Source organism: Rhodococcus tibetensis, assembly GCF_024438035.1.
GTDB lineage: Bacteria > Actinomycetota > Actinomycetes > Mycobacteriales > Mycobacteriaceae > Rhodococcus_F > Rhodococcus_F tibetensis.
In genome coordinates this window covers 228,010-241,936 of record NZ_JANFQF010000007.1, presented here as the reverse complement: position 1 = coordinate 241,936, position 13,927 = coordinate 228,010, and the positions used below count along the sequence as shown (strand labels likewise).

The window sequence follows — 13,927 nt, the reverse complement described above, 5'->3', positions numbered from 1 at the left end:
TTTCGACGCTTTTCACCGCGCCGTAAGGGGCATTCGCCTTTGTGTTCGAATACTTGTCAGACCCTCCCTCTACGGTGACACCCAGGATTCATCGAGGGAGGCGTGATGTCCGAGAACATTTTCGATCGGGAGATCGATGACGCCTGGACGCAGTTCCAGGATCGTCTGACCCGGTACGTGCGCGCGATGCAGGACAATGACGAGTTGATGCTGGTGTCGCGTTACGACAGCACCGACGACGGGCTCGCCGAGACGGCCGCGTGTGTGCGGTTCTTCGCCTGGGCCGGTGACACGGTGCGGTGCGAGGTGCCGTCCAACCTCTTCCTGCATCCGGCGCGTGCACTCTCCGAGGAAGATCACGTTCGGCTGCTCGAACTCGGCTGGAACCGCCCTGATACGCCCGAGCACGCCGACGAGGGTAACGGCTCAGCTTCGTTCTATCTCGACGCCGACCGCAGCGAGGCCGATCGGCTGGCGACAATGACGATCACCGTGTTCCGGGAAATCTGGGACCTCATGCACCCGTCGTTCCTGCACGCGATCACCGAAGGCCGCCACGATATCCCGCCGCTCGAGTCCCTCGACGAGTCGCCACAGCAGGTACGCAACGGAACCGGTTTACGCGAAATGGTGGACTCGGCCGTCGAATCGATGCTCGGGCAGGCACCGGAAAAGGACGCGGACGGCGACATCCTCGTCTGGGTAGGTGAGATGCCCACGTACATCAGGGTGCTCGATGATGACGCCCGGGTCGAGGTGTTCGCGCGTGTGGTCCACTCGATCAGTGACCGCACCCGCGCCGCGGAAGCGTTGGCAGACCTCAACCGTCAGTGGTCCGACATCAAGTTCCTGTTGATCGTCGACAATGTGGTCGCCGTCATGCGGATCGACGGTTCCCCCTTCGCCGCCGAACACCTGCTGTCGGTGTTCCGTACCTTCGAGCACCTCGTCGACACCGCCGACGAGGCATTCGCCGAACGACTGGGCGGCACCCTCAACACCACTGCCACAAGTTCACCCGGCGGCAGCGAGCACGAAAGCCACGAGTTGCCCGCGGCGCTGATGACGCTGATTCATCTGGACTCCGACAGCGGGTTGGATCCCGACGATGTCGCCGAGATCTGCGGGCGTGACCGCGACACCATCCTCGAATTCCTGCGCCTCTGCTCCGACCAGGAAGTCGAGTGGCGCCACAACGCGGACCTCACCCGTGAGCACGACTCCGAAGAAGCGGATATGTGTGAGAGCGAAGCCCAGTCCTGGGCAAGAACGACCGACAGCCTACGAGCGGCGCTGCGCGTCGTGGTGCTCCCGCATCGCGCGCCACCCGGTAGCGGGTATCGGAGCCTGGGCTAGCGGATCAGCGAACGCTGAGGCCGCGGTGCGGCAGGTCGCGCCACGGTCTCGCGCCGCAGGCCTAGCCCGGCAGCGGAATGATTACACCCGGCAGGATTTCGATCTGAGTGGGCGCCGGCAGCTGTACCGGCGGCGGAGGCTGAAGGGGCGGGAGCGGTGCGGGCGGCGGCGCCTCTACGGGCGCAGGCGTGGGATTGGCAGTCTGGCCGGTGCCAGACCCGGACCCGGTGCCGTCGCCACTCGAAACGCCACTCCACGAAGGCACACCCGCCTGCCCGCCGATGGGATCGGGCCACGGGAACTCCTCCCAGTCGGTGTCCTCGAGGGCGCCGTCCATCGTTCCCTTCCAAATGTCGGACGGCAGGCTAGATCCGTAAATCAGTCCACCCCAGCTGTTGTTGATCGCGGTGGCGTCTGCCTTGCCGATCCACACCGCCGTCGACAACGACGGGGTGTAACCGACCATCCACGCGTCTTTGTTCTCACCGGTGTCGCCCAGCTGCGCAGTGCCCGTCTTCGCCGCCGACGGACGTCCTCCCGCGAGTGCGTGACCGCGAGAGTAGGCGGCGACCGGCATCAAGGCCTGGCTGATGTTGTCGGCCACCGCCGCCTCGAGTCGACGCTCGCCCGGGCTCGGCGCCCGATCGAACAGGACAACTCCATCGGCGGTCACCACACGCTGCACAAAATACGGCGGGTGATAGATGCCCGAGGCGGCGAGCGTCGCATAGGCCGACGCCATATCGATCGGACGAGACAGATACTGACCGAGAACGATGCCGCCCTCGGGTTCGCCGCCGTTCTCACTCAGTGTCTCGCCCTGCACGCCGGGAATGAACTCGGGTATCCCCGCCTTGTGCGCCGCGTCCGCAATAGCCTGCGGACCGTTGTCCAGAGACATCATCAGCCGATAGAAGCTGGTGTTCAGCGACCGCTTGGTGGCCTCGGCGATGGTGCATGTGCCGCAGGATTCGCCCTCGACGTTTCCGATCTGCACATTCCCGACGGTCAGGGGTGCACTGCTGAAGCGGGCGGAGAGCGGAATGCCCTGCTCGAGCGCGGCGGCCAATCCGAACACCTTGAACGACGAGCCCGTCTGCAGTGGGGCCTGCGCGTAGTCGAATCCGGCGCCGTCCTCACCGCCGTAGTACGCGCGGACGCCCCCAGTGTGTGGGTCGATGGACACCACCGCGGTGCGAAGACCGGGATCCTCCCCTTCGAGGGTTTCATGAACGGAGTCGATCGCGGATTGCTGCGCTTTCGGATCGATCGTCGTGGTGATCTGCAGGCCTTCGGTGTTCAGAGTCTGCTCGGAGATCCCGGCGTCCGACAGTTCCCGAAGCACTTGATTGCGAATCAGACCCTCCGGGCCGGGCGCAGAGTTGGCGTCGGTGGGCCGATTGGCCGGCGCCGCAGCCGGGAACTCGATGTCGCTCCGGCCCTGCGCGGTGAGCACACCCATGTCGACCATGCCGTCGAGCACATAGTTCCACCGGGCCTGCAATTGGTCGATGTTCGCTTCGGGGTCGAGGTATGACGGGCTCTGGATCACTGAGGCGAGCACGGCACCTTCGGCCACCGACAGTTCGCCGACCGGCTTGTCGAAGTACGCCCGCGACGCCGCCTCGATGCCATACGCGCCGCGGCCGAAGTAGATCGTGTTGAGATATGCCGCGAGGATCTCGTCCTTCGACCATTCGCGGGCCATCTTGGTGGAGATGACGAGTTCGCGCATCTTGCGGTACACGTTGCGGTCGGCGCCGACCAACACGTTCTTGACGTACTGCTGGGTGATCGTCGACCCGCCGCCTGCGCTCTCTTTACCGAGGACGTTGTCCCGGGCAGCGCGCATGAAGCCGGTGATCGAGAAGCCGGGATTGGAATAGAAGTTCCGGTCCTCCGCCGACAACACAGCATCCCGGACGTGCTGCGGAATCTCACCGAGCGCGATCTCGGTGCGGTTGCCCTCCGGAGGAATCACCTTGGCCAATTCGGAAATGCCATCCGCGGCAAACACCGTGGCCACCTGATTGGTCTTCATATCCGACGGGCGCGGAACCTCGGCCTGAACATAGCTCACCAGAAACACGACAAGGGGAATGATCAGAAGTAGTGCGATCACGCCCAGGCCGGCGCGGCGGACGGTCCGCCAACGGCGGGACTTCTTCCTCCCGGCCGGTGGCGTGCTTGGAGCGGCCGCGCCGTCGTCAGCGACGGGCGTGCCGCCGGACTCGGAGGCGCCATCGCCCGTAGCGTCGTTGCCAGAACTCACTTACACACTCCCGGTCAGGTATCCGGTCACGGAGGATCATCGCACCCACCCCGTACGTATGTTAGGTGATTGCGTCGAGTGTGACGCGCGCCGCGCTACCGTTCAGCAAATAATCCGACCACGCGTTCTGTTTCAAGGGACTCGTTTGCGGGCCACCACTGCCAGCCCCGACAGCACCAGACAACCGAGCAGGACGAGCGCCGGCGTGACGCCGGGGTCACCGTTCACCACTTCCACCACCGCCGCGACGAACGCCATCACCGTGAAGAACCCGAGGATTCCGATCAGAACCTCGAGCCGCTGCCGCCTCGCCACCGGATGCACAACAAAACCTCCCCTCGCTCCGCTCGACCGTCAACTCTTCACGCCGCCTGCCGTCAGCCCCGACACGATGCGACGCTGGAACAGCAGCACCATGATCACCAACGGAATGGTCACGATGGTGCCCGCTGCCATGATCGCCGCATACGGCACGACGTGCGGGTCGTTGCCGGAGAACCGGGCGATCGCCACGGTGACCGGTTCGGTGGCATCACTCGACAGCTGGCTGGCGAGGAGATACTCGTTGACGGTGGCGATGAAGGCCAGGATGGCGGTGGTGAACAGCGCGGGCGCGGCCAGCGGCAACATCACCAACCGAAACGCCTGGCCGCGGTTGGCGCCGTCGATCCGTGCCGCCTCCTCGAGTTCCCAGGGAAGCTCCTTGAAGAAGGACGTCAAGGTATAGATGGTGAGCGGGAGGACGAACGAGATGTTGGGGATGATCATCGCCTGGTAGGTGCCGATCCAGCCGATGTTCGTGAAGAACTGGAATAACGGAGTGACCAGTGCGACGACCGGGAACATCGACGCGCCGAGCACGATGCCGACCACCACGTACTTGAACCGGAACTCGATGCGAGCGAGGGCGTAGGCGGTGAAGATGCCGACAGCCAGAGCCACCGCGGTGGTGACGCCGCCGACGATCATGCTGTTTATCACGGCCCGCGTGAAGTTGTTGCCGCTACTCGTCGACAACGCGTTTTGGAAGTTTTCGAGGGTCAGGTGCGTCGGCCACGGTGTGGTGTCGAAGGTGTAATCGGGGTCGCGGAATGCCGTCACCGTCATCCAGTAGAACGGGGCGAGACCCCAGACGAGGATGATCGCGACGCCGACATAGATGCGAGAGTTTTTGAAAGCGAACCGCTTGCGACGATTGCGCCGCCCCGAATTGTCGGGGACGTCCGGTTCAGGTGCGCGATGCGTCACGGCTTCGGCCCCTTTCGCTGTGCTTCCTGAGTCTCGACGGCATTGGCCCCGAGGAACTTCACGAGGATGAACGCGACCGCGAAGATCATCAGGAACGTGATGGTCGAGAGCGCCGACGCGCTGTTGAACCCCTGCCGCACCTGGTCGACCACGAGAATCGACACGGTGGTGGTGGCGGGGTTTCCGCCCGTCAGGATGGCGGGTAGGTCGTACATGCGCAGCGCGTCCATGGTGCGGAACAGGATCGCCACCATCAACGCCGGCTTGACCAGGGGGAGGGTGATCCGGCGGAATCGCTGCCAGGCCGACGCGCCGTCCACCCGGGCAGCCTCGTACACGTCCTGAGGAATCATCTGCAGACCGGCCAGGATCAGCAGCGCCATGAACGGTGTCGTTTTCCAGACGTCGGAGATGATCACGGCGAAGCGGGCCGGCCATTCGTCCGACGTCCACAGGATCTGCGTGCCGAGTAGCCGGTTGGCGATGCCGTCGTACGCGAAGATGAAGTACCACAGCTTCGCGGTGACCGCGGTCGGGATGGCCCACGGGATGAGGACGGCCGCGCGCAACAGCGCACGACCCTTGAACGTCTTCCCCATGATGATCGCCATCCACAGGCCGATCGCAACCTCGATGCCGACCGTGACGACAGTGAAGAAGGCGGTGTTGCCGACCGCCGCCCAGAACTGCGAGCCGAGCGTTCCGGGCGGGCACGCCACGGCCACACCGCCCGGGGAGGTGCACTGCTGCAGGATCCAGTGCGTGTAGTTACTGAACCCGGCCCAGCCGCCCTCGACGAACATGCCCGTCGACGGGTCGAGGCCCGCGTCCTTCTGGAACGACATCACCAGTGCCCGGATCACCGGGTACCCGATGACGACTGCCAGCACTGCCAGCGTCGGCACGACGAACAACCACGCGCGGCGACCGCTCAGCCCAAAGCGTCGCCTGTTCTCGCCCTTCTCACGCGAACCGCGGCCGGGATCGGAATCCCCGGCCGCGGTACGGGCCGGCGCTCCACTGGTGGTCCCAGTCGGAACGGCCATCTTCACTCCTGTGTTCTACGAGCCTGTGTTTTCTACGAGCCCGCGGACTGGATACCGGACTGCATGTCCTTGATCGCCTGATCGACCGACTTCTCACCCTTGATGGCAGCGTAGGCATTGTCCTGCACGGCCTTCGACACAGCCGGGTAGAACGGTGTGACCGGGCGGGGAACGGCGTTTTCGATCGACACCTTCAACGTGGGCATGAAGGGGTACTTCGCGACGATTTCCGGGTCGTCGTACAGCGCTGCACGGACCGGAGGAAGCGAGTCCATCGCCATGATGCGCTGGGCCTGCTCGCCCTGCAGGAACGTCAGGAAGTCGCGGGCGGTTGCCTTGTTCTCCGAGAACGCGCTGATGGCAGCGTTGTAACCGCCGAGCGTCGAGGTGCCGATGCCGTCCTTGCCGGGCAGGGGAGCGACTGCGAACTTGCCCTTCACCGCGGAAGAATCCTTCTCGGCGTTGGCGTACACGTACGGCCAGTTACGCAGGAACAGCGCCTTGCCGTCCTCGAAGGCCTTCTGGCTTTCGGGCTCCTTGAACGTAGTGTCCTGGGCCGGGATGTCGCCGTTCTTGAAGTTGTCGACGAGGACCTGCAGGCCTGCGCGCGACTCCGGGCTGTCGACGGTGGGAGTCTTGCCGTCCTCACCGACGAACGAGCCACCGAACGCGTTGATGACCTCGGCCGTGTTCACCGTCAGGCCTTCGTAGGGCGCGAACTGCCCGGCGTAGCAGTCGATGTTGTTGGTCTTGGCGACCTCGCACGCCGCGGCGAGTTCCGTCCACGTCTTCGGGGCGGCGGGCAGCAAGTCGCTGCGGTAGTACAGCAGACCACCGTTGGTGTTCTTCGGTGCCGCGTACTGGGTGCCGTTGTAGGTGGCGCTGTCGACCGTCGCGGGGAGAATTCCGGTGTTGTCCACCGCGAACTCACCCGTCAGTGGCTGCAGCCAGCCCTTGGCCGCGAACTCCGCGGTCCAGGGCACGTCGAGTGCGACGACGTCGTAGTCGGACTGCTTTGCCTGCAGGTGCTGGACCAGGTCGTCGTGCGCCTGATCGGCGTCGTTCGACTGCTCCTTGAACGTCACCTGCTCGTCCGGGTGCTCGGCGTTCCACGCGTCGATGATCTGGCGGACGACACCGGTCTCGGTGGTGTCCTTGCCCTCGACGTACGTGATGGGTCCGCGGCCGTCGAGGTTCTCCGACGTGGAGTCGCTGCCGCTGTCGCTCGAGCACGCGGTGAGCGTGACCAGCGATGCAGCGGTGGCAAGCACCGCGGCGCGCCGGACCGCTCTCGAAATCTGAACCATGGAGTCTCCCCGTAGGTAGATGTGGATGAACCCGCCACCGGCACCAGGATTTCGGCACATTGCACACGAAATCCGGCGGCACCGGTGCGGTGTCGGAACATACTGTGGCACGGAACACCGTCGAAGTGCCGCATTACCCCCGACCTGAATCGTTCAGGAACGGCGATGCGCACTCCTCGACTAGCTCAACCGGTAGCCCTCGGACGCCGAGAACAGGTGTACCGCGGCGGGATCGACGTGCAGTTTCACCAGGTCGCCCTTGCGCGGAGGGTTCCGCCAATCGGCGCGGGCCACCAGCTGGTGTGTCTCGCCGTTCACAGTGCTGCGGCCGTAGATGTAGGCGTCGGATCCGAGCTCCTCCACTACCGCGACCTCCATCGGGATGCCGGTGCTGGACAGCTCGAGGTGCTCGGGACGGATCCCCACTACCACCTCGGTTTCGGACGTTTCCGAGCGCAGTTGGCGGGGCAGAGGAATGGTCGCGTCCCCGAGCACGACCCCGTCCGGAGTGATCGGCAAGGTGAACAGATTCATCGACGGAGAACCCATGAAGCCGGCGACGAACACGTTGGCCGGCTTGCTGTAGAGGTCACGCGGGGAGGCACACTGCTGCAGCACACCGTCCTTGAGCACTGCCACCCGATCGCCCATCGTCATCGCCTCGACCTGGTCGTGGGTCACGTAGACCATCGTGGTCTCGAGGCGGCGCTGCAGCTGCGCGATCTGTGTGCGAGTCTGCACGCGAAGCTTCGCGTCGAGGTTCGACAACGGCTCGTCCATCAGGAACACCTGAGGTTGCCGGACGATCGCACGGCCCATCGCGACCCGCTGACGCTGGCCGCCGGACAGCGCCTTGGGCTTGCGGTCGAGGTACGGCTCGAGGTCGAGCAGTTTGGCCGTCTCCTCGACGCGCTGCCGGATGTCGGCCTTCGGCTTCCCGGCGAGCTTCAACGCGAAGCCCATGTTCTCGGCCACCGACATGTGGGGGTAGAGGGCGTAGTTCTGGAACACCATCGCGATGTCCCGTTGCTTCGGCTCCTGGCCGGTGACATCCCGGTCACCGATGAGAATGCGCCCACTGTGCACGTCTTCGAGTCCCGCGAGCATCCGCAGCGACGTCGACTTACCGCAGCCGGACGGGCCGACGAGGACCAGGAACTCACCGTCCTCGATCTTCAGGTCGAGCGTATCGACGGCCGGCTTGTCCGAGCCGGGGAACAAACAGGTGGCACCGTCATAGGTCACTGTGGCCATGAACGTCGAAGTCCCTTCTACCCGGCGCGCCGCGCGCACGTGCGTGCGAATGTACCTTCTGGCATCTTTTGCACGCACATGGATCTACTACCGGCCGTCTGTCGTGGCCACAGCCGACATCTCGATCACGCGGTAGTGCTCAGGGTTACCCACCACTGCGGCGCTGCACGCGGTCAGCCGCGGTGGCGCAGACTCGGTGCGCAATCGCACCCGCACAGTCGCGTCGCGGAGACCGACGACGACGTCGGAGTCGCCGTCGTCGCGCAGGGCGGCGGTCAGCGGAACGACGTCGTCGATACCGACCAGCGCCCGGTCGGCCCGCACAGCGTGCTCGGCAAACTGGAGCAGCGGCGCATCGATGCACCGCCCGCGATAGTGCTCGAGCACGATGCGACCCCGATCATGTTCGGCAACAATATGTTCGGCTGCCTCGGTGGTGACGCGCCCGTAGTAGATGCCGGACGGCAGACACACCATGGTCGCCGCGAACCTGTCACCGCCGACGTGCGTGGACTCCCACACCCGGCCACCACGATCGCCGAGGCCGGCAACCACCGGACGTCCGAAGGCGGCGCAGCAGGCATCCTTCTTCCCGTGCGTGCACACCAGGAACAGGGACGGATGGACGGCGGACGGGTTGACACCAGGAACAGCAATTTTCGAGACGAGGTCGAGCAGGTCCCGATCGTCGTGCACCAGTTCTCGCTCGACCCACGCGTCGGACCGGCCCGGACGGATGAGGTAGACGCGTCGCCCAGCGCTGATGTCTCGACGCCCCCTGGTCCGAATCAATACGGGACGGACCCCGGCGTCCGCGCAGCGAGTGGCCAGCGTGTCACCGAGGACCGGGTCGAGGCGACTCTGCCGTAGCCGGTCCCGTCCCCACGGACCCGGTTGCTCGATCAGCAGCCATGCCCGCACCTCCGGAGCTGTGCCTGCCATCGGCTCCTGCAAGGAACGCGACAGATCGGCACACGCGGGCGGCCTGAGGCGACTCGTCGGATCGGGTTGAAGTGGGGTACGAGAACTGGACGGCACGGGCTTCTCCGATCACGGTCGACATCAACCCGCCGCCTACTCTATAAGGTTAGGATCGCCTATCTTCGCCCCTTCGACATCGAGGTACGACATGCGCGCAGCCACGTGCTCCCCGGAAGTGACCGACGCCCAATGGCAGGAACTCGTCGCTGCCCTCACTCGACGGCAGTTCGGGGTCGGCCTCGGTGCGGCCGCACTCGCCGCGCTCACCGCCGCCTGCGCCGGCGGTGAAGCCGATTCCGGCACCGATGCCGAGGGGCGTCGCACCATCACGCATGCAATGGGAACCACCGTCGTCGGCGGACATCCCACCCGCATCGTTGCCCTCGACAGCCTGCCCATCGATACCGTCGTCAGCCTGGGGAAGACACCGGTCGGCGCCGCCCAGGCCGGATCCGCAGACGGGCTGCCCGCCTACCTCGGCGCCGGACTCGTGGACACCGCGGTGGTCGGATCGATCGCCGAGCCCAGCCTCGAGGCGATCGCAGCACTGCGCCCCGACCTGATCCTCAGCAGCAAGCAACGCCACGGTGAGCTGTACGAATCACTCGCCGCGATCGCGCCCACGGTCTTCGCGGCATCACCCGCGGTCGACTGGCAGGCAACGATTACCTTGTTCGCCGAGGCGATGGGGGAACAGGACACCGCTGCACAGAAATTGGCGGCCTTCCACTCCAGGGCCGCCGCGGTACGCGCGCGACTCGGAGCCGGTGGCCGCACCGCCCACATCATCCGGGTGATGGACAACGGCCTGCGTTTGCACGGACCCGGGACTTTCGCCGGTTCGGTACTGACCGAGGCCGGGTTCACGATCACCGGTCAGCCCTGGGACGCGAAGAACAACATGTCCGAGATCTCGCTCGAGCACGTGAACCAGGTGGACTCCGACATCGCCTTCGTCGCGAACACCCTGGCGCCGGGCCAGCTGGGAATCGCCGGCGAACTCGTCGCGCAGATGGGAGCATCACGACGCGGTGGCGTCCACCAGACCAACTACCGCACCTGGATCACCGGCATCGGTCTCGGTGGAGCGAACCTCATTCTCGACGACCTCTAGGCGCTTCGCGCCCGTGCGCGGTTGAGGAGTGTCTGGACTCGTTAACCACGCACGGGCGTAGCCTGCCCTGGTGAGTTCCGACAAGATGCTGACCCGCATCGGTGGGCTCCTCCGGCAGGCGGAATCCACCGACAACGCGCATGAAGGTGAAGCGTTCATGGCGGCGGCGCAGCGGCTCGCGACGGCCGCCTCCATCGACTTGGCCGTGGCCCGGTCACACGCTGCGGGCAAGGAGAGGCGGGCCACCCCGACGCAGCGGCTGATCACGATCGGTGAACCGGGCAAGAAGGGTCTGCGCACCTATGCGCAGCTGTTTCTGGTGATCGCGGCCGCCAACGACGTCCAGTGCGACATCGCGCAGACGTCGGCCGTCGTCTACGCCTATGGGTTCGCCGGCGACATCGACGTGTGCGAGGCCCTGTACACGAGCCTGTTGATCCAAATGGTCCGGGCGTCCGATGCTTACATCAAATCGGGCGAGTACCGGAACGAGACGACCGTGCGCACGCAGGTCGAGCAGCGCGGGCGGCGCCGGGTCCGGACGACGGTGCGCCGACCGGTTGCGGGTGTGACCGCTCGGCTGAACTTCCAGCTCGCCTATGCCGCCCGCATCGGCCAGCGCCTCGCCGACGCGAAGAAGGACGCCGAGCAGGAGGCCGCGTCCATTCCGGAATCGTCGGCGGAGACGGCGTTGGTGCTGCGCGACAAGCAACTCGAGTTGAAGGACTACTACTCGGAGAACTCCGAGGCACGTGGGACGTGGCGTGGAGCACGCGCCTCGGCAGGCCATGCGTCGGGCGCTCACCGAGCCGGGGATCGGGCCGCGCTGACGGCGCGGTTGAGTAATTCGCCCGAGCTGTCGACCGCACGCAAACAGATCCCGTCGTGAAACGCACCCGCGACACGCAGCGCGGCGCCGTCTACGAGGCGGAAGCGTTGGTGCGCACGATGTTCGACCGCGCCGACGAGCGTGGGCTGCGCGTCGTCGACGTTCTGGGGTCGCAGGTGACGCTGCCGGTGGAACGTAGATTCGCGTCTATCGAGTCGGTGCAGGACTACGTGAACCGGGTGCTCGCTCTCAACTGGGTGCGGGAGACGTGGACGCGAGCCTCCACCCCGATCCATGTTCGTGCGAGGTCGGGCAACAACGCCGCGCATTACGAAAGTGATTGCGCCACCATCGCGGTCCCCGAGTACCGCAGTGGCAAGGCCTGGGCCTTCCGGGAACTGGTGGTCCTGCACGAACTCGCACATCACCTCGACCCGTCCGACCCCGACGATCCGAGCACCGCGGCACACGGGCCCGAGTACGTGGACCGCTACCTCACCTTGGTGCGTGAAATCATCGGCCCGGAAGCCGCATTCGTCCTGAGAGCAATGCTGCTGGCGGGCGGCGTGCGGCTCAGTTGATACCGGTGGCGACAGTGATCCCACGGTCAGCGCGTCCAGTTCAGCGTGCTGATGTCTACGTCGGCTGCCTCGAAGGGGACCCGGAGCGCGGTCGCGCTTGCCCAGCCACGAACGAGGACACCGGCGTCGGTCTCTTCGGAGTCCTCGTTGTCCTCGGCGTGGATCTCGGCGAACGTGACGTTCATGAACCCGTCGTCCACTTCGCCGATATTTGCCTGAACCGCGCCGAACGCGGCCAGCGGAGCCGGGCGCAGGCCCTTCAACTTGTCGAGCGGAATGTCCGGGGCATTGACGTTCAGCACCGTGCCCGGGGGGTGCCGTTTCCGAGGATCCAGGCCAATACCTCCGGCACACGACTTCGGCGGTGTCCCAGTGCTGGGGCCGTAGTTGATTCCCGACAGCACGATGTGCGGCGGTGGCCGAACGCCCCGCTCACCGCCACGAAACTGATGAGCGCGGGGGAGGCTTCCACCGCGTGGACCGCCACCCCGGGGAGGTCCGGCAGCGAACGCCAACCGGGCCAGGAGAAGAATACCGTGGCTGTCCACGCCGTCGTCGTTCGTGACCAGCGCCGAGTACGGTCAGGCCTCTCTCGAGCGCTGTCGTCATGGTCGGGCCGGACAGGTCGGCGACCTCGTGCCGGGACATAACATGCGGGCGGACCTCTGCCAGCGGCGTCCAGTCACCCCACGGCGGTCGTGCACGTAAGACCCGTTCTCACCGGCCGTAAAGATCGCGCGGAACCTGATACCTTCACGCTCGATGAGGGTCTGGAGAATGCCGCCCGTCTCCCCACCGAACACCCCGCACAAGGTGACGTCGTGGCCGAGCGTCGCCGCCATCCTGGCAATCCACACTCCCTGCCCGCCGCGTGAACGTGCAGTTCGGTGCTCTCGTCCGGGGCGGCTTCGATCTTCACCGTCAGCAAGGGCGATGGTGCGAATACGAAGGCGGACAAAGCACTCATCGGGTCAAACCTCATCTCGGTCGTGGACGGCGTGGCGTGCCGTCAAGTACCCGGAAGCTGACCGATTCACCCGGACGCGGTGGCCGTACCCCCTCGAGACGAGCAAGATGGATTCGAGAACGATCTGCACGCACGGGCCCCGCACAAGGGCCGCCGCACTCATTCGAGGAGCCACGTATGACCCGTTCAGTTCGCATCGGTGTCCAGATTCAGCCACAACACGCGCCCGACTACGGACTGATTCGCGACGCCGTTCTGCGGGCCGAAGACGCCGGCGTCGACATTGTCTTCAACTGGGACCACTTCTACCCGCTGTACGGCGACCCGGCCGGTGCCCACTTCGAATGCTGGACGATGCTCGGGGCTTTCGCCGAGCAAACGGAACGGGTGGAAATCGGCGCCCTCGTCACCTGCGCCGGCTACCGCAACCCCGACCTGCTCGCCGACATGGCCCGCACCGTCGACCACATCAGCGGGGGGCGGCTGATCCTCGGGATCGGTTCCGGATGGTTCGAGCGCGACTACGACGAGTACGGGTACGACTTCGGCACCAAGGGGTCGCGGCTGGATCTGCTGGCCGAATACCTGCCGCGGATCACGGCTCGGTTCGGCAAGCTCGAACCCGTACCCACACGGCACATTCCGATCCTCATCGGCGGCGGTGGCGAGAAGAAGACACTGCCGCTGGTCGCGCAATACGGCGACATCTGGCACAGCTTCAGCGACATGGACACGTACAAACGTAAGTCGGGGATCCTCGCCGGGTACGCGCAGGATGCCGGACGCAGCCCCGACAGCATCCAGCACTCCACGTCGTGGCCGGGCGTCGGCGACGCGGCAGCCCACGTCGACGCCGGCGTCACCCTGTTCACCGTCGGCACCAGCGGCCCCGACTTCGACCTCACCGAACTGAAGGAAGCCATCGCGTGGCGGGACGAAAACACTCCGCCGCCGCTGTCGGGCCTCGCGTAG

13 protein-coding genes are annotated in these 13,927 nt (G+C 65.6%); 5 read left to right on the top strand and 8 right to left on the bottom strand.

The window, feature by feature from the left end; genetic code table 11:
* Positions 1-105: 105 nt before the first annotated feature.
* Positions 106-1,356 (top strand): T3SS (YopN, CesT) and YbjN peptide-binding chaperone 1, encoded by a 1,251-nt coding sequence (locus NOF53_RS10965; RefSeq protein ID WP_255968102.1) that lies wholly within the window; start codon positions 106-108, stop codon positions 1,354-1,356.
* A gap of 61 nt (positions 1,357-1,417) precedes the next feature.
* On the opposite strand, the gene NOF53_RS10960 is transcribed toward NOF53_RS10965, so the two are convergent.
* The 7 genes from NOF53_RS10960 to NOF53_RS10930 all read right to left on the bottom strand — a co-directional run bounded on the left by NOF53_RS10960 (position 1,418) and on the right by NOF53_RS10930 (position 9,425).
* Complete coding sequence (locus NOF53_RS10960; protein WP_255968101.1) at positions 1,418-3,628, bottom strand: transglycosylase domain-containing protein; 2,211 nt, start codon at positions 3,626-3,628, stop codon at positions 1,418-1,420.
* A gap of 132 nt (positions 3,629-3,760) precedes the next feature.
* The gene (locus NOF53_RS10955) at positions 3,761-3,952 is read right to left on the bottom strand and encodes a hypothetical protein (RefSeq protein WP_255968100.1); all 192 of its coding nucleotides are present in this window, start codon (positions 3,950-3,952) and stop codon (positions 3,761-3,763) included.
* Positions 3,953-3,982: 30 nt separating this feature from the next.
* On the bottom strand, positions 3,983-4,876 hold the full coding sequence (locus NOF53_RS10950; protein WP_255968099.1) for a carbohydrate ABC transporter permease: 894 nt from the start codon (positions 4,874-4,876) through the stop codon (positions 3,983-3,985).
* Positions 4,873-5,922 (bottom strand): carbohydrate ABC transporter permease, encoded by a 1,050-nt coding sequence (locus tag NOF53_RS10945; protein ID WP_255968098.1) that lies wholly within the window; start codon positions 5,920-5,922, stop codon positions 4,873-4,875. Before NOF53_RS10945 ends, NOF53_RS10950 begins: the two co-directional genes overlap by 4 nt.
* Before the next feature lie 32 nt (positions 5,923-5,954).
* On the bottom strand, positions 5,955-7,229 hold the full coding sequence (locus NOF53_RS10940; RefSeq protein ID WP_255968097.1) for an ABC transporter substrate-binding protein: 1,275 nt from the start codon (positions 7,227-7,229) through the stop codon (positions 5,955-5,957).
* A gap of 180 nt (positions 7,230-7,409) precedes the next feature.
* A complete protein-coding gene (locus NOF53_RS10935) occupies positions 7,410-8,483 on the bottom strand; it encodes an ABC transporter ATP-binding protein (RefSeq protein ID WP_255968095.1) in 1,074 nt (357 codons plus the stop codon).
* Between the two features lie 87 nt (positions 8,484-8,570).
* Positions 8,571-9,425 carry a ferredoxin family protein gene (locus tag NOF53_RS10930; protein WP_255968093.1) on the bottom strand — a complete coding sequence of 285 codons (855 nt, stop codon included), beginning with the start codon at positions 9,423-9,425 and terminating at the stop codon, positions 8,571-8,573.
* Between the two features lie 187 nt (positions 9,426-9,612).
* Here NOF53_RS10930 and NOF53_RS10925 point away from each other — a divergent pair, with 187 nt between their 5' ends.
* The 3 genes from NOF53_RS10925 (at position 9,613) to NOF53_RS10915 (ending at position 11,988) form a co-directional block, all read left to right on the top strand.
* A complete protein-coding gene (locus NOF53_RS10925; protein ID WP_255968091.1) occupies positions 9,613-10,578 on the top strand; it encodes an ABC transporter substrate-binding protein in 966 nt (321 codons plus the stop codon).
* Positions 10,579-10,648: 70 nt separating this feature from the next.
* Positions 10,649-11,467 carry a DUF2786 domain-containing protein gene (locus NOF53_RS10920; protein ID WP_255968089.1) on the top strand — a complete coding sequence of 273 codons (819 nt, stop codon included), beginning with the start codon at positions 10,649-10,651 and terminating at the stop codon, positions 11,465-11,467.
* Positions 11,464-11,988 carry a TIGR04338 family metallohydrolase gene (locus tag NOF53_RS10915; RefSeq protein ID WP_255968087.1) on the top strand — a complete coding sequence of 175 codons (525 nt, stop codon included), beginning with the start codon at positions 11,464-11,466 and terminating at the stop codon, positions 11,986-11,988. Before NOF53_RS10920 ends, NOF53_RS10915 begins: the two co-directional genes overlap by 4 nt.
* A 26-nt stretch (positions 11,989-12,014) precedes the next feature.
* On the opposite strand, the gene NOF53_RS10910 is transcribed toward NOF53_RS10915, so the two are convergent.
* Complete coding sequence (locus NOF53_RS10910; RefSeq protein ID WP_255968085.1) at positions 12,015-12,290, bottom strand: hypothetical protein; 276 nt, start codon at positions 12,288-12,290, stop codon at positions 12,015-12,017.
* An 842-nt stretch (positions 12,291-13,132) separates the two neighbouring features.
* On the opposite strand from NOF53_RS10910, the gene NOF53_RS10905 reads away from it, so the two are divergent.
* Positions 13,133-13,927, top strand: coding sequence for an LLM class F420-dependent oxidoreductase (locus tag NOF53_RS10905; protein ID WP_255968083.1), 795 nt, complete (start codon positions 13,133-13,135; stop codon positions 13,925-13,927).